This is a genomic window from Lacibacter sediminis (genome assembly GCF_014168535.1).
GTDB classification, from domain to species: domain Bacteria; phylum Bacteroidota; class Bacteroidia; order Chitinophagales; family Chitinophagaceae; genus Lacibacter; species Lacibacter sediminis.
This window is the reverse complement of sequence record NZ_CP060007.1, coordinates 1,576,151-1,598,525: the sequence shown is the minus strand read 5'-3', so window position 1 is coordinate 1,598,525 and position 22,375 is coordinate 1,576,151. Positions and strand designations below refer to the sequence as shown.

15 protein-coding genes are annotated in these 22,375 nt (G+C 37.8%); 2 read left to right on the top strand and 13 right to left on the bottom strand.

What is annotated here, in order from left to right; all coding sequences use genetic code 11:
- Positions 1–11: 11 nt before the first annotated feature.
- The 5 genes from H4075_RS06920 to H4075_RS06900 form a co-directional block, all read right to left on the bottom strand.
- A complete protein-coding gene (locus H4075_RS06920) occupies positions 12–1,031 on the bottom strand; it encodes an SLAC1 anion channel family protein (protein WP_182805385.1) in 1,020 nt (339 codons plus the stop codon).
- Positions 1,032–1,612: 581 nt separating this feature from the next.
- Positions 1,613–3,217, bottom strand: a complete 1,605-nt coding sequence (locus H4075_RS06915) for an NADP-dependent glyceraldehyde-3-phosphate dehydrogenase (RefSeq protein ID WP_182805384.1) — start codon at positions 3,215–3,217, stop codon at positions 1,613–1,615.
- 86 nt (positions 3,218–3,303) lie between these two features.
- A complete protein-coding gene (locus tag H4075_RS06910) occupies positions 3,304–4,152 on the bottom strand; it encodes an oxidoreductase (RefSeq protein ID WP_182805382.1) in 849 nt (282 codons plus the stop codon).
- Positions 4,153–4,423: 271 nt separating this feature from the next.
- Entirely contained in the window at positions 4,424–5,500 is a 1,077-nt protein-coding gene (locus H4075_RS06905) for an alpha/beta hydrolase (RefSeq protein ID WP_255460379.1), read from the bottom strand.
- A gap of 183 nt (positions 5,501–5,683) precedes the next feature.
- Positions 5,684–6,805 (bottom strand): alkene reductase, encoded by a 1,122-nt coding sequence (locus H4075_RS06900; RefSeq protein WP_182805380.1) that lies wholly within the window; start codon positions 6,803–6,805, stop codon positions 5,684–5,686.
- Between the two features lie 550 nt (positions 6,806–7,355).
- On the opposite strand from H4075_RS06900, the gene H4075_RS21595 reads away from it, so the two are divergent.
- Positions 7,356–7,541 (top strand): hypothetical protein, encoded by a 186-nt coding sequence (locus H4075_RS21595; RefSeq protein ID WP_220494873.1) that lies wholly within the window; start codon positions 7,356–7,358, stop codon positions 7,539–7,541.
- A gap of 620 nt (positions 7,542–8,161) precedes the next feature.
- Positions 8,162–9,037 (top strand): helix-turn-helix domain-containing protein, encoded by an 876-nt coding sequence (locus H4075_RS06890; RefSeq protein WP_182805378.1) that lies wholly within the window; start codon positions 8,162–8,164, stop codon positions 9,035–9,037.
- Positions 9,038–9,224: 187 nt separating this feature from the next.
- Here the strand turns inward: H4075_RS06890 and H4075_RS06885 are convergent, their stop codons facing one another.
- The 8 genes from H4075_RS06885 to H4075_RS06850 all read right to left on the bottom strand — a co-directional run bounded on the left by H4075_RS06885 (position 9,225) and on the right by H4075_RS06850 (position 22,374).
- Positions 9,225–10,196: an SDR family oxidoreductase gene (locus H4075_RS06885; protein ID WP_182805376.1), complete on the bottom strand. Its 972-nt coding sequence runs from the start codon at positions 10,194–10,196 to the stop codon at positions 9,225–9,227.
- Between the two features lie 274 nt (positions 10,197–10,470).
- Positions 10,471–14,163 carry a sigma-54-dependent Fis family transcriptional regulator gene (locus tag H4075_RS06880; RefSeq protein ID WP_182805374.1) on the bottom strand — a complete coding sequence of 1,231 codons (3,693 nt, stop codon included), beginning with the start codon at positions 14,161–14,163 and terminating at the stop codon, positions 10,471–10,473.
- Positions 14,164–14,354: 191 nt separating this feature from the next.
- Entirely contained in the window at positions 14,355–14,810 is a 456-nt protein-coding gene (locus H4075_RS06875) for a DoxX family protein (protein ID WP_182805372.1), read from the bottom strand.
- Between the two features lie 476 nt (positions 14,811–15,286).
- Positions 15,287–19,078 carry a metallophosphoesterase gene (locus H4075_RS06870; protein WP_182805370.1) on the bottom strand — a complete coding sequence of 1,264 codons (3,792 nt, stop codon included), beginning with the start codon at positions 19,076–19,078 and terminating at the stop codon, positions 15,287–15,289.
- Between the two features lie 203 nt (positions 19,079–19,281).
- Entirely contained in the window at positions 19,282–20,142 is an 861-nt protein-coding gene (locus tag H4075_RS06865) for an SdiA-regulated domain-containing protein (RefSeq protein ID WP_182805368.1), read from the bottom strand.
- 207 nt (positions 20,143–20,349) lie between these two features.
- Positions 20,350–21,549: a Pycsar system effector family protein gene (locus H4075_RS06860; protein ID WP_182805366.1), complete on the bottom strand. Its 1,200-nt coding sequence runs from the start codon at positions 21,547–21,549 to the stop codon at positions 20,350–20,352.
- A gap of 3 nt (positions 21,550–21,552) precedes the next feature.
- On the bottom strand, positions 21,553–21,867 hold the full coding sequence (locus H4075_RS06855) for a hypothetical protein (RefSeq protein WP_182805364.1): 315 nt from the start codon (positions 21,865–21,867) through the stop codon (positions 21,553–21,555).
- 36 nt (positions 21,868–21,903) lie between these two features.
- Positions 21,904–22,374, bottom strand: a complete 471-nt coding sequence (locus tag H4075_RS06850) for a Dps family protein (protein WP_182805362.1) — start codon at positions 22,372–22,374, stop codon at positions 21,904–21,906.
- Between the last annotated feature and the right edge of the window lies 1 nt (position 22,375).

Here is a 22,375-nt window from a genome sequence, read left to right as displayed (position 1 = left end):
ATGATAAATAATTAATGATTTGGTTCTGAAATTTTAGCGGTATCTGCTTTTGTTGGATCGTTTATAAATAATTGTTTTGTCAGGATACGATAAGTGGTTTGAAACATCAAATAGATAATTGTACAAGTTGAAAGTGCCAACAACAATACAGGAATTACCTGGCTGATTAGCTGCTGATGGTATTCCGAATATCTGAAGGCGGAAATGGTAATAGCGGTCAATGGAAAACTTACTGCCCACCAACCTACTCTGAACGGACAACTTTTTGGGAGAAACAATATTTTGCTCCCAAATATCAGCAAGAGAAAAATGCCGGAATAATAAAGAACGGAAGAAAGAATATCGTTCGATCCGGAAAAGCCGATATAATCTAAGTACAAAATTGGATAAGGTAATACCAGGAAAAGTAACGTTGGTTGTAATGTCTCAGGCAGTGCCGATACAAACAGTAATCTGGCCATGATAACAGGATAAAGAATAATGAATAACGAACATCCGGCAGCAAAACAAAACAGGCTTATCTCCCTTGCTGCAGGCCATTGCAAAAGACTACCAACAATGGGTACATCGAGCAATCCAATTACCGGCAGCAGCAATGGCGTCAATATATTTCCACTAGGTAAGGGTCGCTTCAACCATTGCTGTAATAAATACAAGTTAAATATGATGATAAATACTACACCAGCCAACCAGATTACAGTAGCAACGCCTTCATGATAGGTCAACAAAATTCCGGGTATCAACAGCAGACTTACTATGAAAGTCGCAAAAAAAGCAACTGATACAAAGTCCTTGAATTCTGCTTTTACAGATTGCGGGAACCGTATCCATTTATTTATATAGGTTACCAATAACAATAGAAATAATAAAATCACAATCGCACCAAACGCTGCCCCGGTCAACGGATTAAGTCCCCACTTAGCTGATGCCAATCTCCACGAAAAACTCAATCCTGTCAAACCGAGAATACCGCCAAAGAGACTTACCGGCAGAAATTGAAGAAAACTTATATCATGTTTAACAGCATTCATGATTTGATCATTCGATTGATTCTCTATTTGTTTCTTTGATTGCAGTGAGTTAAACATTGTATTACTTCGGGTATCATATTCTGAACTTCTTGAGCTACTGTTAACACTTCAGATTTATGCAGCAATTCAGAATCTACCCTACCTATGTTGGCGTTACTCAAAAGTTTCGATTTGAATCAACTTATTTAGATTCATTGGTATCATACGAAATATATAAGTGTTGTTGCTATTACCATTTTCCCTGATGTAAAGATCCACGTCATAAGTCATTTATAGTTTTCACTGTAATTCAACTTTGTTGATAATTTAATCCACTCCGGAATTTTTCTTTTTTTAAGCCTTATTACAGCAGAAGTAATAAGTAGTAACCTGAACAGGTATAATTAAAATGATTCGGTCAAAATGACGTTTACCTGTTTAAAACATTTAGGCAGAGAAATCATATAAACTATCATCATGAAATTGATCTGCATCAACGAAGTCTCATAGATTGGACTATCGGGCTGTGCTAACTAATTATTGAAATTAAATCTTTAGAAAACAGAATTTTGATCGTTTCAGTTGCTTCATTTTTGTCGCCACTAGAAAATATAATCTGTACTTAGAAAACATGACTTATGCTCATGTACGATTGTATTGAGTATATTCTTATTTGTTTCAGTTGATTTAGCTGCAACAAGGGAGCGGATAGAGAATGAACGCAATGCATCATAAACAGAAAGCGTTCCCTCTGCACTATCTTTCCTGCCGGTGAAGGGAAAGATATCAGGTCCACGTTGTGCCTGGCAATTAATGTTCACACGACTTACAAGGTTTACAAAGGAGTCAATCAATGTCGCAACTTCACCGGCATCATTGCTGAATATACTAACCTGCATACCATGAGAAGCATTCTCCTGGTAGTTAACAGGTTCGTCGATTGTATCAAATATCACTACCGGAACAACCGGACCAAACTGCTCCTCATGATAAAGACGCATTTGCTCATTTACCGGATAAACCAATGTTGGCATAACAAGCGATTCTTCTGCCAAGCCACCTTTTTCATTCACAATACGGGCACCTTTCGAAATTGCATCCACAATACATTCCCTTAGATAACCGGGTTTTGAAGGTTCAGGTAAGGGCGTAATACGAACATCTTTTTCCCATGGCAAGCCTACAGGTAATGCTTCAATTGCCTTACTTAGTTTTTCTACAAATTCATCTGCTACTTCACGGTGCACAAATAACAGCTTCAACGCAGTGCATCGTTGTCCATTAAATGAAAGAGCACCTAAAATACATTCACTAACTGCAATTTCTATGTCAGCATGCTTTGTGATAACTGCAGCATTCTTTGCATCAAGACTCAACACGGCTCTTAACCGATTTACTTTAGGATGAAGTTTTTTAAGCCCATTCGCAACTTTACTTGATCCGATAAACGCCAACACATTCACCTTTCCGGTTTCCATAATGGGTGTTATGATTTCAGCACCATTCCCATAAAGTGTATTCACAACACCTTTAGGAAAAGCATCCTTAAAAGCGTTCAACAATGGGTAATACAGCAACACTCCATGTTTCGGCATCTTGAATAAGACGGTATTACCCATTATTAATGCCGGAATAAGTGTTGTGAATATTTCGTTGAGGGGATAATTAAAAGGTCCCATACTAAGCACCACGCCAAGTGGAGTTCGCCTGATTTGAGCAATGATTCCTTCTTCCTGCCGAAACCGGGATGATTCACGGTCTGTATCTTTCAATGCATCGATTGTAGCATTTATATATTCAATCGTTCGGTCAAATTCCTTTGTTGCGTCGGCTAATGTTTTTGCTATCTCCCACATGAGCAGTTTTATAACGATGTTCCGTTGCTGCAACATCAGGTAAACAAAATGCTCCATGCATTTTATACGCCCTTCCACGCTCATGGAAGGCCACTCACCTAATCCATTATTATACGCAGCCACAGCAGCATCTAGTGCTTCAAGCGACTGTTTACCCGATGTCCTGGGTACACTTCCTAATATTTTACGATTTAGTCCATCGGGGCCTGGAATACATACCGGCGAATAGATTGTTGTGTAAGGCCCCTCCCATTCAATACATTCACCGTTGAGCAAATAAACACGCTGGTCTATTCGGGCTAATTTGTATTCCTCAGGAAACTGATCTTCTGTTCTAAAAATACTTTGCATAATTGATGTTTGTTTCAACTGGATAGATCTTCCGAATTTTACGAATTGTCACCAATCAATAAATTATCGACCTGTGGAATCGATATCTAATTCATGATATGATGATCTGTACTACTCGAAACATCATCCCATTCATCAACTTCTTTTTGCATTGAAGCCATTTTTGTTCGGAAGGCTGCTACAGCATCTTTGCCTATTGGCAAATGAAGTGGCGGATTTTTGGTGTTCGTTAATTCAATTAAAACCATGGCCAGTTTGGAAGGATCACCGGGCTGATTACCATCCAACTGTTTCATGAATTTTCTTGCACTACCTACGGTATCATTGTAACTGTCAAGGATTATCCGGGAAGTCTGATACGATTCGTTGGAAGCAAACTTTGTACTGAACAAACCTGGCGCAACCGATGTAACATGAATACCCCATGGCTTTACTTCGAGTGCAAGCCCTTCGGATATACCTTCTACCGCAAACTTGGTGGAACCGTAAATGCCGAAACCGGGGTAAGGAACGCTATAACCAAATAGAGAAGAGACATTGATAATATGACCGGAACCTTGTCTGCGCATGTGAGGCAAAACCGAACGTGTAACATTGAGCAGTCCAAATACATTCGTGTCATATTGTTGTTTTACTTCTTCATCAGAAGCCTCTTCGGCTGCAGCCAGTAATCCATATCCGGCATTGTTAACCAGCACATCAATTGCACCAAACGTGGCTATCGATTTTTCAACACCGGCTTTAACTTCATGCTCCCTCGTTACATCTAACTGCACCACCAATAATCTGTCTTTCTCGTTCAAACTATCGGCGAGTGCTTCTTTATTCTTTCTTACTGTTGCAACTACTTTATCTCCGTTTGCAAGTGCTGCCTTGGCGATTGCTAAACCGAATCCTTTGGAAGCTCCTGTGATAAACCATACTTTTTGTTTCATAATATTGAGTTGTTAATGACGTTGTTATTCAGAAAACAATTGAAAGGCTACATTAATGTCAGCATCATTTCATAACTACCGGCAATCTGTTGATTGACGAAGAAGCAGAAGACATAGGTCTGCCTGGTATTATTTTAAACGATGAAAACAATTGGTTAGAGCTGATAAGTGACACTCAATACATTCTTTAAAAAAGTTAGCAGATGTAAAGAGCACCTAATGCAGCAAAAAAAACGTTGAAGCTGTTTTGTTAAAGAATGCAATACTGATCCTATTGCATGTAACGTTTCATTTCTGCAGCGGCCTGAAAAAAAGCAGATTTTGTCGCAGGCAAATCAGCCAGACCATTCAGCAATCCAAAATCATGTATAGTTCCATTGTAACGAACCACCGTAACTGGAACACCTGCCTCATCCAGTTTTCGTCCGTATGCTTCTCCTTCATATCGTAATACATCATTCTCTGCAACCTGGATCAAGGCAGGAGGCAAACCCTTTAATTGTTCAACCGTTGCACGAAGAGGCGATGCATAAATTTCCTTTCGTTGATTTGAGTCTGTAGTATACATATCATACATCCACTTCATTAAAGAGGTAGTAAGAAAACGGTCCTTGCCAAATTTCTGATACGATTCTGTTTCAAAATCTGAATCCACGATTGGCCACATCAAGATTTGTACCTTTATTTTTGGACCATTATTTTCCTTTGCTTTGATTGTAGTAACAGTACTCATGTTTCCACCTACACTATTTCCTACCATCGCAAGATTTTTACCATCAACATTAATTTCATCGCCATGCTCTGCAACCCATTTCGTAGCAGCATAAATTTCATTAACCTGCGTTGGATATTTTGCGTCAGGCGTTGGTGTATAATTTACAAATACACCAGAATATCCAGTCAGCAAAACCAAGTCACGGACCATTCGTTTATGTGTGGGGTAATCACCCAAGACCCATCCGCCACCGTGAATAAAAATGAAAACAGGCAGCTTACCTTTCACACCCGCAGGACGAACAATATTTAATTTAATTGTGTGCCCACCAGCCGTAATTGTTTTTTCAGATTCATCAATTCCTGAAAGATCCACTTTTACGGAAGCCTGTGCACCAACTAAAACCTGCCTTGCCTCCAAGGGAGTTAAAGCTTCTAGGGGTTTGCCTCCACTTGTATTTAATACAGTTAAAAACGCTTTCGTTTTACTGTCAAGATGAGGATCGGTAGCATAATCCGCTACTGTTAGTTCACTTTTCATTTCTGTTTCGTTTTGTTGATGAGTAGTTGATTGATTATTTTCAGAGCAACCTATTGCATATATGGCGCTCAAAAGAATTACATACTGTTTCATACTATTTGTTTTTTGGTGAAATATTTCTGCTTTGCCAAATGCAAAACCAATAAGCAAGGCAGTAGCCTTACGTATATCTGCATTATTACTGTTTAGTTCTTCTTAATTTTCTAATGATGTAAAGATGATCACTAAAACCATTTTTCTATTTGTTGCTTAATTCAACTTTATTGACTATTAAATTCACACAGGAATAATGTTTGTTGCTGACGGATAATCGGCATATCCTTTCTCGCCTCCCGTATAAAAAGTTTCATGGCTGGCTTCTGCCAACGTAATTCCTTCAGCAAATCGTCTTACCAGATCTGGGTTGGCAATAAAAGGGCGGGCAAACGAAACCAGGTCTGCTTTGTTATCTCTGAGTATGGCATTCCCGGAATTCCAGTCAAAACCCATATTAGCCATAATGTTACCGGTATAAATATTTCTGAAGTAGCCGAAAAAGTCATCCTGTAAAACTGCTATCGGAGTATTCGTGAGTTCCACAGAAGGACGTACCAATTGAATATAACCAAGCTTATAGTCATTCAGTTTTTTCAGCAGATAGTTGTAAGTCGGAATCGTATTAACATCCGGACGAATGATGCCATGATTAAAAGCCGCAGGTGTGAATTTAATAGCAAGCTGTGTACTGTTGAACACTTCCAACAGAGCATCTAATATCTCGAAAAGCAGGCGTGATCGATTTTCAATAGAACCTCCATATTGATCAGTTCGCTGATTGGTAGCTTCGCTTAAGAACTGTGGTATTAATGTAAATAACTGAGCATGTAATTCAATACCGTCAAACCCTGCTTCCTTCGCATTTACAGCTGCCCGTTTAAATTCTTCAATGGTCAATTTAATTTCAGGGATGGTATATGCCCGGGGAGTAAGCGTATCCTTAAATCCCGAAGGTGTGTAACACTTTTCTTGTGGGTTGATGGAAGAAGGCCCTAATGGTAATGCGCCATTAAAAAAATCGGGATGTGAAACAGCACCACTGTGTACTATTTGCATAAAGATTTTTCCTCCATTTTCATGAACTGCATCAGTTACTCCTTTCCAACCCTCAATTTGCGTCTTCGAATAAATACCCGGCAGATTAATAGACCCAATGGCACGTTCACTTACCCAAACACTTTCAGTTAAAATAAGTCCTGCAGAAGCTCTTTGCGCATAATACTTAGCATGGAGTTTTGTTGGGGCAAGCTCAGGATTGTCAGATCGGCCCCTTGTCATTGAAGCCATTACAATACGGTTGTTTAGGTGCACGTCGCCCAACATAAATTCTGTTAAAAGTGGTTCCTGGTTGATGTACTTCATATTTTTTAAATTATTTGATTGCTTCGATTTATGTTTATCAAAACGAGCTATAATCAGCAGTTCACAGGCTTGCCGAAAATTTCTTTATGGCAGTATGATTGTTTAATTTATCTGTGTAATTGCGGAGAGAAAAAGACATTCAGCTTGCACACTAATCGTATACTGATATGTTCTACTAACTTATACCTTCAATATCCAACGGCAACACAACTGGGGACGAGCGAAAATGAAGGCACGCAACTTTACCACACTTCGAAAAAAAACATCAATAAGCGATGTAAAATTGGACCATTTTATAAAAAGTTAGTTACGGTTTGAATTCAACTTTATTGATTATTTGACTCAAATTCATTTCAGTGAAGGCTAATTTATAAATACTGAATCATCCTGTTCCATGTATACTTACCTGATAATACGTTGCGACTCTTACAATCAAAATAAAAAGACGACTTGGGAAAGCCGCTCAATTCAGATGATGCTACCTTTTAATTAATCCCAATCTGCATGATCAATTAAAATACCTAAGTACAGAATAACATAAACAAATGGCATGAAACCTAATCTTAGTATCCGGGAAACCCAATTGCAATTAGTCAGTATCGAACTTGATAAGTTGTTGGCAGATGAATTTATATTACATACAAAAACAAGAAACTATTACTGGGATATTCAAGCTACTAACTTTTATGAAATGCGTCAGTTTATGACTAACAAATTAATGCGATCTATAAAATAGATGATATAGCCGAAAGAATCCGTACTATCGGCTTCCATGCTGAAGCAGGGCTTGAAGATTTCCTGCGACTTACCAGTTTAATTGAACAGCCGTATGCCAATTCGCAAAACGATCAATTGAAATATTTACTCGGCGGCCACGAAACAATCATTAATAATCTTCGCAGACTTATTCTAATCTTTGCTGATAAATACAATGATGCCGGCAGTAGTGATTTTGTAATGTAGTTGATTGAGAAAGATGAAAAATGGCCTGGCTGTTAAGAGCTCATTTCAGCAACCAGTCTTGATGCTTTATCTTTTTTTACAAAATAAATTCAGGGGTACCTCTGCTGGTATCCCTTTTTTACATGCAAAAATGACTGATAGGTTTTCAACAAAAAATCTCTCAAATACGACATGTTTTGTTTCGATATTACACTAAAGACCTGCTAATTAGCGAAATATCGCTAGCAGTTAAAATGACATTTGAACACAACCAATTGTCTTTCAATATACTAATCTTTGGCACCTCCTTTGAAATTATTGGCTACGAAAGTTTGATTTCGCTGTAATCATTTGAATTACTAACTGCAGTGAACTTGGATAAAACCATTTAATCAAAAAAAGTAACTAGTTACCATGGCATACAATACTAACGACTCGTACAACGTAGTTCCCGACCTTCAACCAATAAAGAGAAAAGCATTAACCTTCAATAATTCAACAGCAATAGAATACTTTAATTGCAGACACTATTACAAGGATGCTGTTTACTCCGACGACAACAGGCTTTTAGTAACCATGAATGGCACTGTAAATCTAAGTTACGGTGAATCCGAGTTTATTGTAGAGAAAAATCAAATAGCATTTCTTAAGAAAAGTACACTTATAGAATATCGAACAAACTATAGTGACACAGAACAGCTTCAGACTGAGTTTATCATCTTTTCAATGGGATACGACTTGGTGAAGGAATTTTCTACAATAACACAGTTAACAAATGGCTCCAAAACATCTGAAGAGAATATATATGTTACCACCATGCAACCGAATTTTGCAACATTTACAAAATCATTGACTGCATACCTGGAAGATGAAACAAAAGTAGACGACACAATGGTTAAGTTTAAACTTTTAGAATTACTACATAGTTTAAAAAATTCGGACCGTGGTTTATTAGACCTTTTCCTGAACTTGAGAAATGAGATGCGGCCTGATATTACAGTTGTTGTAGAAAATAATTTTATGAATCCACTTTCAATAAATCAGCTGGCTCGATTAGCCGGGAGAAGTCTCTCCAGTTTCCGAAGAGATTTTGTTTCGGTGTATAATATGCCACCTTCAAAGTGGATACGGGAACGAAGATTAAAAAAATCGAGCGAGTTTCTTTTAAACACAAATATGAAAATTACAGACATCTGTTATACATTGGGGTTTGAGAGTAACGCACATTTTTCAAGATTGTTTAAATCTCAATTTGGGCATCCACCGTCTGAACATAGATTATTAATGTAACGCTGATTCAGAGTTTGTTGCCAAAAAACGGCAATAGAATCTCGCAAGATATAGAACTGGAAAAGGGTTTCAATAAATGAAATTGAAACCCTTTTCAATTTTGCTATTATGGACGCAGACATTATTTTAAAGACACACCAATTAAATATTCCGGCATGTCAGAATATTTATCTAACTAAATCGGTAATTAAGCAAACAATGAATCAACACTTGCCAAAATAGCTTCTTCTTTGCTTATTGGTTGCCAGTCTAACAATACTTTTGCTTTTGAATTAGAAAGTTGAATATAATCAGCCTTATCAATTGAATTCAGATTTTCAATTTTTAGTGATCGTTCTTTTCGTTCTTTCTTTATTAGCTCGGCAACATCATAAAACGTCATTGCACCATCTGCTGCCAAGAGAAATCGCTCACCTTTGGCTGCCGGATTCTTCATAGCTTTTATATGGATTTCAGCAACATCCCGTACATCTACAACACCAAAAGAAAATTCAGTATAACTTTTATTCATGTTTCCCTCAATGAGATTTTTGATCAATTCAATGGAAACAGAGTAGTCATTACCCAACGCCGGTCCAAAAATTCCAACAGGATTTATTACGGTAAGTTCTAAAGAACCACCTTCCGCTGCTATAAAATCCCAGGCTGCTTTTTCAGCTATTGTTTTTGATTTGATATAAGCCGCAAGCGGAGCACTTGGGTCGGTCCAGTCAGCCTCCGTAAAAACATGATTTTTAGGATCAATACTATAGCCAATAGCACCAAAGGTAGAAGTAAGCACCACCCTTTTAACACCTGCATTACGGGATGCTCTCAATACCCGCAATACGCCATCACGGGCAGGTATAATTAGTTCGTTTTCGTCTTTAGGCTCCTTAAGCAGAAACGGAGAAGCTACATGTAATACATAACTGCAATTTTTCACCGCTTCGTTCCAGTTATCATCTCTTTCCAGTTCAGCTTCAAAAAAAGAAAGTTTTTCCACAGAAGTAATATCTGCCCTTCTTAATGCATCTATGACTTGTTGCTTTTTGTTTATTGAGCGTAAAGTAGTCCTTACTGTAAAACCCTGTTGCAGTAGCTTAGCTATAATATGAGTGCCAACAAAACCTGATCCCCCTGTAACTAAAACCAATTCTTGAGCTAATGACTTTTTCATGATAATTATATTTTGCCCAAAATTGTATTCAAAATATCAGTATCATTTGCCTAAAAAATCCTTCTTTTTTTACATCAGAATTCAGAATATGAAATATGTTTACCGGAGAAGATTAGGACACGCCACTGCAAACAACAAGAGGTTGAATCTTTTGGACATAAAGTTGAAGCTGTAAATTATCTTATTAAAAAATAGTGTCCTCACTGCTAAAGCTCACAAGCTTCAAACGCCACAACTACTAAGACATAATTGCATAATTTTCATTTAACTTTTTCTATCCATGATGTTCTTTACGGATACCCAACTTTTTAATACGGGAATTTAAAGTACTCGGTGGTATGCCTAGTAGTTGAGCGGCACCACCTTCTCCTGTTATTCTGCCGTCTGTATATTTTAGTATTTTCAAAATGTATTCCTTTTCATTGTCGAAAATTGTCTGGATCTTAAAACTTTCAGATTCCACTTTAGTTACCATCCTTGTTTTTGGGTTTGGAAGGTCTAATGCTTTAATTGAGTCGCCTGTTGCAAGTAGCACGCTTCGTTCAATTAAATGTTCCAGCTCCCGTATATTACCAGGCCAATCATACTGTTGTAGTTGTTCAAGAGCTTTGTTACTTAAGCTCGTTATATTTTTTCCTGCCTTTTTACAAAACCGTAATACAAAATGTGAAGCAAGTTGCGGAATATCTTCACGCCTCTCTCTTAGCGGTGGCAATTGAATAGGGAATATATTTAAACGGTAATACAGATCTAGTCTGAATTTACCCTCCTCCATTAATTTTTCAAGATCACGATTAGTGGCGGCAATGATACGTACGTCAGTTTTTATAGTAGTTTTTCCTCCTATGCGCTCGATTTCTTTTTCCTGGAGAGCCCTTAATAATTTTACCTGTAACTCAAGCGGCATTTCTCCAATTTCATCCAGGAATAAAGTCCCGTTATTAGCCAATTCAAATTTCCCGATCCGTCTTTCAAAAGCGCCTGTAAAACTCCCTCTTTCATGCCCAAATAATTCACTTTCAATTAAATTAGCGGGCAATGCAGCACAATTAATTTTAATCATTAACTTATCTTTTCTTGGCGATGAATTGTGTATTGCCCGTGCAATCAGTTCCTTTCCTGTACCTGTCTCTCCCAATAGTAGAACGGTGCTATCAGATGCTGCGACCTGTGTTACCATTCGGAATACTTTTTTTATTCCGGGACTTTCGCCAATGATTTCAGAATAGTTATGAGCCGTTTCAATCTCTTCTTTCAGGTATATCTTTTCCTCTTCAAGTTGTTCTTTGTATTGCCTGATTTCGACTAATTGCTCGTTCACTTTTTCATTGGCGATAATATTGGAGACGGCAATGGTGATTTGTGAACAAATACTTTTTAAAAAAGGAAGTTGTGAGGGAGGCAATCCAAAATCATCATGTTTAAAACTGATGAATGCAATATTTTTTTCACCTAATTGGAGTCGCATTCCTGTAAGGTTTCTCAAACCGGTGGCAATTGCTGCTTGAAGATAAACCGGTGGATTTTTCCAAGTGGCCCATTCTTCTACTTTAAACGTAACCGGCACATCTGATTCCAGTATTTTATTGAATACGCCATCATTAACATTGATAGGATTATCTAAAAGTTTAAGAAACTCCTGTTTTTGGAAAATTTCATTTTCAATGTCATACATAAATCGAATAACTTCTTGACCGTCTTCGCTCAAAATATTAATAACATAATCTTCTATCAAAAACAGCTTCATTAGTTGCTGCTTTAATACTTTAGCAAAAACATACTTATCCCGTACAGATGCAATGGCATTGCTAAACTCTAACAGTAAAGACTTTTCAGCTTCTCGCCCATTGATTTCATCATTAGCCATGATATTGGATATTGAAATGGCTAACTGTGAGCAAATACTTTTGAACAAAGGCCGTTGAAAAGTAAAGGGACTGATCCCATCTTTTCGGAAATTCATAACGGCAATATTTTCACGACCAAGTTTAATGGGAATACCCGCCATTCGTTTCAAGTCGATTGCTTTTGCAGCATCTGAATAAGCTGGCGGTGTGGGGGAATTAAACCATTCTTCTACATTAAAGGCAACCATGTCATCACTTGCAAGTATTTTATTAAACACGCCATCATTAACGTCAGTATCAATATAAATTAATTTTTGAAAATCGGGATGTTGTGCAAAGTCAGCCTCCTGATCAAACAAAACAGGACGATGGGTCTTTTTATCTTTACTCAGGGCGTGTATAACATAGTCTTCTATTCCAAACAAATCTTTCAACTGTGTTTTTAAGATTTTCGCCAGCGTTTGTTTATCTCTTGCAGAAGCCATGGCATTACTAAACTCGAGTAATCTTGCCTTTTCATCCTCTCGTGCCAATATTTTTTCATTAGCCAGAATATTTGAAACAGCAACAGCCAACTGTGCACAAATACCTCTTAGCAAGATACTTTTAGGGTCTACTGCTTCTTTATAGGGAAGGTGAAAAACAATATATCCGATATTTTTGCCGCCTACCCGGAGCCGCATGGTTAAGTAAAATCTGAATCCCGACTTCTTCCAAAAACCCACATATGCAGGCATGTCTGGCTGATTAAAAATTTCTTCAACGTCAAACAAAAGTGGTTCTTCTGATTGCAAAATCTGTGAACAAATCGGATCATGAACACTGTACCTCGCTGATATGACGGATGCAAAATCTTGGATTTGTTTAGACCTCTCATTAAACTCCAACGTGAAAGCGCTATAGGTTTCACCACTTTCATCAATTTGTGCAATACCAAATTCCTCTAATGAAAACAGTACCTTTATTCTTGCATTGACAACTTTTGATAAATCTTCCCTGTTTTTTAGTGCAGCAAACTCATTACTTAATGACAGGAGTATCGTTTTTTCCTCATCCCGTTTCTGAATTTTTTCATTTGCCAAAATGTTAGATACCGCAACCGCCAATTGTGAACAAACGCCTTTCAAGAGTAGATTTTTTGTGTTAATAACAGCATCCTTTTTGAGTATAAAAATGGCCGTACCAACAGGAGCTCCGCCAACCCTTAGTGCTGCAATCAAAACCTTTTGTATCCCTAAGCTCTTCCAAAAATATACATAGGCCGGCAGATCTGGCTGCTTAGCCAGTTCATCTACTTCATATAGCACGGGATCTTCTGCATTTATAACTTCTGTAAACAATGGATCTGCAACACTAAAATGGGTAGCAATGGTTTTATCATAGTCGGAATGACTTCTGATTTCCTCTCCCATATCCATCACCAAAGCACTAAAGGTTTCACCACCTTCGTCAATTTTTGAAAATCCAAACTCCTGTACCGAAAACAACTTTTTTATTTTCCCATTCACCACATGAAATAAATCCTGCCGGTTTTTTAATGCAGCAATCTCGTGGCTCAAAGAAAGTAATAGGTTTTTCTCTTCTTCTCGTTTGGTTATTTCCTCATTAGCAATAATGTTTGCCGTTGCAATTGAAATTGGATAGGATATTTTTCTAAGTAAATCAAGACTATCCTTCGTAAGGCTGTTTTTTTTCTCCGACAATAAAACAAACAAACCAATCAACGAATTTCCTTCAACCAATTTAAAAGTTACAAACTCTTTGATACCCGTGCTCTGTATAAATGAAAGCTGTTTATGACCAGCCGACAAGAGTAACTCTACATCTTGTACTTCAGGCATATCGTTATCCGTTATACGATCGTCTTCTACGGGATATTCGATATCAAGCTGGCTGTCAAAAGCCGGGTTTGCTGAGCGACCATTTTCAACATGAAATATATAAGAACGACAAGTTTTTGAGGTTTGATTATACCTCATAATGAAACTATCGTCAAAATCAACATATTGTTTTAATGTAGTTCTTATCAAATGCAACATATCATCCTTACCCCTTATGCGGGCAATTTCATTACTTAATGAAAAGAGAATTCGATTTTGCAACTGTTCCCTATCAGGCATAATGTTTATAATTTATCAGTGCATACATTGCTGTCAGGTACTCTTAATTTTCCATGCGCACCCCTTGCAATTTGAAGTGTAGCAAAGCCGTTGTCCTTTTATTTTGGAGTCGATCTCTGCTTGTTACGCAAAGTGCCCTTGCTATACTCAACCAATAGCTGAAGTATAGTATAGAAATCAAGTGGACGAATTTATTTATAACTTTTCTGCAGATAAAGATCTATTGAAACTGCACCGCTTCCATTAATGATAATGATTAAAAGCATTGAAAGCAACAGCACAAAATATTCAATTCCTTCCCCTCTCTTTCTACCTGTCCAGTTCAGCACCCATCCATCTGGTAAATGGTTAATAAGCGCTCCCGTGAATATGATAAAATTTCCGACGGCCGCTATTCTTCCTGCAAATCCGGTAATCAATGCAATACTTCCTAAAGATTGACCGAGTATAACCATCCATGCCAGGAATAGAGGCACTTTCTTCTTTTTAAGCTGAGCCAACGATGCCTTTATCCCAACACCTCCACCAAAATCATTAAACCAACCCAGTAATTTTTGCATACCATAAGGGAAAATGATAACTCCGGCCACCACCCGAAGAAAGAAACAAATATAATTGACCTCCGTCTTTAAAATTTGTTGAATCATCGTGTATTTCCTTGTAATCCTGAATAGCACTGGAATAAATGCTATTCGAGATAATATGATCTTCTGACTAATTTGAAATTACTGTATTTATGCTAAAAAACAGTGTTGCGATTTTAGCAATACAATTTTAAGACTTCAAAAACAGTAACACTGTTTTGTCAAATCGGCACCTTTAAAAGCTTATTACACAATGGAATTGGAGCTTATGAGCCTTGTAGATTTTTTTTCCTCTTCATGGCCAATTTGTTAAACGTTTTACTGGTACAATAGTTAAATGAAGTGAAAGTTACTTTTCTATCCCTTGTTTGTCCTGGTCGATAACAGAAGGTTTTACTGCTGTTTTATTGAATGGAGTTACAATCAATTATAGCAGCTCCTTCTTGGATACCATTCTACGTTACAATAAACGTAATTACATCTCAGAGTGTAACTAACTACACAACTATAACGCTTTAACAATGCGGACATACCCCAACCTAAAATCCAAAACCCATCCGCAGTATGATCAATCGCTTTTCGTTCGTATTGCCGCCGGGTACAAATGCACCCAGTGAGAATATCAGCAAATCTACAGGTGCCAGCCAAAAGCCACCGCCATAGTTGTAGTGCCACCTATTCGATTCAGCTAATTCATCATTTAACCACACCCGGCCATAATCGAAACTACCAAACATGCCGATCGTAAAAGGCAGCGTTTTATTGTAATTGCTTCCAAATCGAATACGTAAATCAGTGCTGTGCCAATAGCTGCTTTTCCCATAAAACCGTTCCGTACGAAAACCTCTTAGCCCTTGATTACCGCCTATAGTAGGCATTTGAAAGAACTCAAAACCATCGCCAATATTTATACCTAAACCAATCTGTGACGCAACTACAATATTTTCTTTCTTTTCAATCAGCTTATAAAAAGTAAAACTTGTCAGACAGGTGCTGAATTCTTTTTTATTACGAAGATTGTTGGTGTAAATAAAGCTGCTGTAAAATTTTATACCCAAATGAGGGTTGATACTATTATCAACACTGCTGAAATTGAATAAAAACTTACCGCCCCCATAATATTTATTGTCAAAAATATCAACCGGCAAATCTGTAGTCCCGCTGGTGATATAACGCCCTTCCGTTTGCTGAATTTTCGATGTTGAAAAAAATGGCCCCAAAGCAATAAAACTTTTTACACCAATTCTTTTTTTAATAGCGGGATATACAAAAAGTTCGCTTTGCCTCACACGGTAGTAGCTGGGATCATCAATTGGCCGCTTACTGTTATTGCCAAGGCCTGCATAGTTGAATGAAAACGAAGGCCCTTTATAATGTGCGTCGAGATAAAAATCGAGCTTTCGAAATGCACTGATAAAATCACCTGTATAGTTTAGTTTAAATGCCTTTGTTGCAAAAGCAAAGCTGACACCAATGCGATGCTGTGATGCATAGGGTTCTTTTTTGAAACCATGCCGTATTGCGTTGAAACCTGCACCAATCAGCAAGCCATCATCCGGGTTAGCACCAAGTAGAGGTAATGGACTTAAGATATTATACTCAGATGCGAAACTTCTGCGATCATAAATGTTGAACTTGTAAAGACTGGTTCGTTTGTCTTTGGTAAAGTTGCCGCCTTTAACTGTATTCATGGTAAGGTCGTCATACAGCCACGTTTTTTTTCCGCCGCCGGATCCAAAAGAGCTGTCAATAAACACATCTTTCCCCATGCCTCCTATCAGCCGCACTTTTATGCTTTTTTTTACATTACCCGTTACGATAAATTCATCATCATCGCCATTGCCATAGATGTTAATTACATCAGTAACATTATTCTTAAAGACACGTTGGTAGTTCAGATGTTTTATTTCACCACTTTTAGAAATTTCAAAACTGCTAACCTTGGTATGCAAATCATCAAGCCGTTCTACAACAAAACGTTCTCGCTCCTCAGTGCCTACCACGTCTACACTTTTGTTGATGAACTTATAATGTGCTTTGGCAATCGTCATCAAATCGTTACGTCTTGTTTTAATAGATGCGATAAGATGATCTGCAGATAATTCCTTCACCTTGTCTGGCCACATATTGAATGCCGCAGTTATAACACTATCGGTAAGATGTTTTTGAATATAATTCACCTGCTCCTCCCATTGCGACCAATCAAGCTCTGTTAAAAAACTACGATCCACCAGGCGTGCACTCCAGGTATTCCATTTATAATTGTAAATATGGGCATCATATACTTGTAACTGCCGCATGAAAGGCACTGTAAATCTTGCCAGCCGGACAACAAGCCCATCATACTTTGAAAATGCCTGGTCTCTATCTCTTGGAATAGGACGGTATAATTTGGTGCCATCATTTTGATCGAAAACTGCCCAGGTCCATTGATCATCATGACGATCCCAATCCCCCACTAAAAAATCCAACATACGGGTTCGTAAGAACCAGCGGGCATCTACTTTGTGTTTATTGTTATCCAATAATTTTTCAAGTAACTCAGATGTATTGATGATTTTTTCAGGATGACCAAATGATTGACCGTCTGACTTCCAATTCTTACCAGCCGGACGTTCCTCAACTAGGCTTATGGCATTTCCAAACACGCTGTTATATGTACCCAATGCAGGTTGTACCGGCACATAATACAACTTAGGATTTGTATGATATACATTGATGGCATCAGCCAATCCCGGAATAGCCAATGGTGCAAAAGGGTGAGTAGAAAAAAAATTATCTTCTACCAGAAACTTTGCAGCAGTAATCTTATTGAAGGGATAAGGCAAAAAACGGCTGACGTCTTTATCCATCGCCCTCAATACATATTCCTTACCTGTTGCATCACGCAACCGCAAAGAGTTGGTTTGATTTCCACCTCCCAACTTCGTGGGCACTACTCCTCCACTGAAAGTATTCAAATCGAACACAGGAAATGGATAGGTTGGTTGATACAACTCACGGTGATGCACACCCAACATCAATTTGTGAAACCCCTTAACGTTCTCAACCTTTTTCTGAATGATTTTTTTGTACACTGTATCTTCCAACATCTTGTACTTCACAACTGCAGAGTCGGGTATTGCCTCCGTGTGCACCGGATTTTCTTTTAATTTTTTTTGAAATACCAAGCTAGCATTTGTACCATCATTATTTACTTCCCAAAAGCGAACTTGTACTTCGCCACCTTCGTAAAACGTAATGGTACTGAAACCCCTGCCGCCTGATGCAAATTGTGATCCTTTACCCAACAGCACAGGACCGCTTTTTGAACCGCTTCCACTCACGACAAAACTTTGGCCATCACTCTCTATAAATTGTAAGCTATGCTCATGACCGGATGCAAAAATAAAATGTCCATTCTTTTTGGCGGATTGCAAAACCGCTGCCTTTAATTCTTTATACTTATTGTTAGCGACATCTTGCGTGGATCCAATGGTGCTTCGGTAAAGTACCGACAATGTTCCAATAACAGGTAATGGTATAACTAATTTTTTATTGAGATCGGTAAGCGGAAACAAATGTTGCCGTGCTGTAAAATGACCCCCATGAGCCCCATAGGTATAAATGGGATGATGCATGGCCACCACAACATTTTTGTTGCGGTATTTGCGCAGCATGTTTTCAAAACTAAATCTGAATGCTGCCCTGTTTTTTACCTCGCAACCGTCGTTCATACCAGGTTCATTATCCCACTCCCGCAACCACCACTCAGAGTCTATAACCAGTAGTACCACATCGCCATCCAGCTCAACGACGCTAACCCCGGAACAACCATCATCGGGGATAAAGTAGTTCTCCCATTCGTCCTTATTCGTTTTACCACGCCGTGTATTTAAATATTTTTCGATATAGTTTTCCTGTCGTTTCAATCCCTTTAGACCCCAGCCACGCCAATCGTGGTTACCGGGTATGAAAACAGGTTGACCTTTAAAATGATCAAGTGTTTCCAATTGTAAGTTGATACGGTATTTTGACAGCACCATCTTTGAAGAATCTGTAACAGGGGGCATTCCGTACTCATAAATATTATCACCCAAAAAAACCACTGAACTGTTGGCACCTTCATTTTCAAGTTGCTTTCTCAAATAGCTTAAAACCGGCGCAGGTTCATCAGGAGAACTGTTACCAGCATCCCCGATCAAATACATTGTATGTATAATCGGCTTATCTGTTACTGCACTATCTGAATTCCATCCCTTCGCATCGGAGCTATACTGTGGCTTCAAACTCGCACATGAACAGAGCAGCAATGCTGGCAAGAATAATAAAAAGAAAAAAGAATTTTTCATAACAGCGTTTAATTCTCAAACTATTGAAAACATATTTGTGGTATGATCAAGAATGAGTCAAAGGAATTGGCAACTATTCGCAAACTCCATCTTAACAAAAAACCAGTTTATGAAACAAAGTAATGATGTAGTACAATTAATCTATCCTATCGATTGTTTACCAATGTTTGAATAAACGAAAGTCAAAAAAGAAACATTGTTTATCACCTCACTTTTGACTTCAATAAAAATTGTAAAATTGTTGCATGATTGCCTCTGCCCTTTTCATTAGAGATGTATAAGTTTCCTTGATTATCAAATGTAATTCCCTCTGGCTGTTCATAAATTGCAGGATCAAGTTCAATAAGATCAATAAATTTACCTGACCTATCGGTAATAATGATTAGCTTATTTATTGACGCCAAAATGTAGACTTCATTCGTTACAGGATTGACTGCAGCACCCGAAGGTTTCAGATTTATTTTGTCAATCCCAAGTTTTTGGGCAACACTATCTAGGTCAAGTTCAAAGGGAAAAGGAACATAATCCCGGTCATAAATACTATACCCCCACGCCGCAATCGACTTCTTTCCATCGCAATCCTTACATAAAAGGATGAGCATCTCCAAGCCATCGTCGTAGTACATTGCTTCAAATTCATTTTTACTATTTCCTGTATCAGGGAACTCCGACTTTTCCAATTCAATAGCATTCCCATCACTAACTCTTATTGATTCAATATCACCATTGCTAACAAGTACATAAAAAATACCATCTTGAAACATAAGCTCTTCATAGTCCCTTTTTTTATCAAATCGCCAGCTTTGGATGATTGACTTATTTGCTAACCCAATTTTATACAACACTCCATCCTCATCTGTTACAGCAAAAATGGCCGTATCCATTGGACTGTAAACGATGCCAGATATCTCATCTAACTCGATTGGCAGTTTAATAGCTAAGGGATTATTCAGATCGTATGTTGATGAATTTTCGACAGGTAACTTTTCCTTTAAGACGCTCTTGCAGGATACAACAAGTCCTGAAAACATAAACATGCAAATGAATAATGTGATGTTTCTCATACAAATAAAATATTGCATTTAAAAAAAAGCCATCCTAGGTTAGTATTATTTAATAACAGACGTAAAAGGTTCATCCATCGATTAAAAAGTCTCCGGCTATGTGTGGTAGAATCCGTTGATGCATCGATCAGAAACTCAATAGCAGTCCGACACAATTTTGCCTGTCTCATACAATACTTTTTGAATCACATCTCAAAGTCAGCATTTTCACAATGCAAATGATTGACCACGTATAGACAATACAAAGGCACTAATAGACAACAGCAATCCAATGATAAAAACCCAATATGCTTTCGACAGGTAGCTGAACTTCTTTGACAGCACTTTTCTCACGTTAAACGATTCCTTATAAATCTCTACAAATACTTGATCCCTTGAGTTATTAAACAAATCAGTCAGCTGGCCATAGTATTGTTCCCAATTAGCAAAACGGAAGCGGGGGTCTATCAGGTCAAAGCTTCCGAAGAAAAATTTTTGATAGGTGTGTGATTCTTCATTTTCTACGAAACTGTTCATTTGCGGCCTGCTGGCTAAGATTGAAAGTAGAATAGTCACTGTACAAACTGTCAGGAGTAATACAGTCGGCCATAATAAGAAAATATATCGTTCAATTCGTCCAATCACAAACGCCAGCATAACAGAGATAATAATTGAATTTACATTGATGAGTAATCCGGCCTTAGAATCTGCTACAGATACCAGCTGATTATAATTTCTGAAAGCAATTCTAAAAAGATCTTCAGTTTCTTTATTTGACAGTGTTACTTTACCATTACTGATCTTCTCCTCCGCCTTTTCTTTCTCTTCCAGTTTCCAGATGCGCTTTTCAATTTGCTGAAAATTTCTCTTTTTATTTGCGGTATAAGTTTCAACAGCATAGTTTGTATAATAATCAGTCTTTACAAAAAGAGAATAGAAATATCTGGAATAATACAACTCTGAGTTATTGGTGTTTGTAAGCCTGTTTACTTCCTCCTTTAAGAGGATGATAATCTCCATAAGGTTCTCAAAAGACAATTGGCTGTTAACAGCATCGGATACAACCTCCTCAATCCGTGTTTCAGAAGTTTTCATGTCAACCACTCCAAGTATCGTTTTTTCAACAATTTCCCTTTCATTAATCGGATAGTCAACCTCATTAAAATAATCATTTAGCAATCCATTCATTGCACCACTGCACGCAACACCGATATTGGTAACACCAGCATACCTGAACCAGGTTGCAACAATTGCGTTTTGATAATCCATCTCCTTTAACGGAATTGATTTGGCGATAATTTTTGCTTCGTTGGCCAAACGGCTTATAAAACGGTATCCGGAAAACACATTGGTATCTGCATTATTCTCATAATAGTCTCTGAGAAACTTATCTGCAGCCTTATGATATGATATTTTATCTTTTAACATTATTTACTGTTGCGTGACTGGCGCCTCGGTAACCTCATTTAGGACTATATCTGTTATTGTATTCTCAGAAATTTTAACTTGATTTGTTTCCGGACAAAGCTTTTCAACTTGCTGAAGAGATACAGCTAAATCAGACATTTTCAAGTTTTTCTTTTTCAAAATGCTCACATAGTGATCCACTACTGCACTTATTTTATCATCAAGATATTTCTTCATTTTCTCCTTCTGCTTAGGGCCAAGCCCATCCAGGTGAATCATCATAATACAGGACAGCCTCTTTTTAAGACTTTTTCGATCGTACCGTTTTGCTTTTTTCATCTTTATAAATATTAGTTTAATACCCCAACTGTCAATCTAATCAAAATAAGCCCTTATCATCCAGGCCATTTTTTCATGCCTGCCCAATAATTGGGTCACAAAATCACTGCTACCTGCATCCTTATATTCATCACTAAATAGAATGATTAACCTACGCAGATTCCTCACAACGGCTTCTTGCGACTCAAGTAAATTTCTCAGTTGTAGCATCTGATCATTCGAGTATGGCTGTTCAACTAAATGAGTGAGTTTAAGATAATCACTTAAACGGGCCTCTGTATAGTGGCCAATCATTCTGATACGCTCTGCTACACCGTCCATTATATCATCCAGTTCAGTAAATTGCTTTTCAAAAAACAGGTGCATTTCATTAAAGTTGGAGCCCTCTACATTCCAGTGATAGTTCCTGGTTTGTATATACAAAAGAACTTCGTCAGCTAGCAAAATATTCAGTTCAGTTGCAACCGACCTTAGATGTTCATCATTAATTCCAATATTCATTTTCATA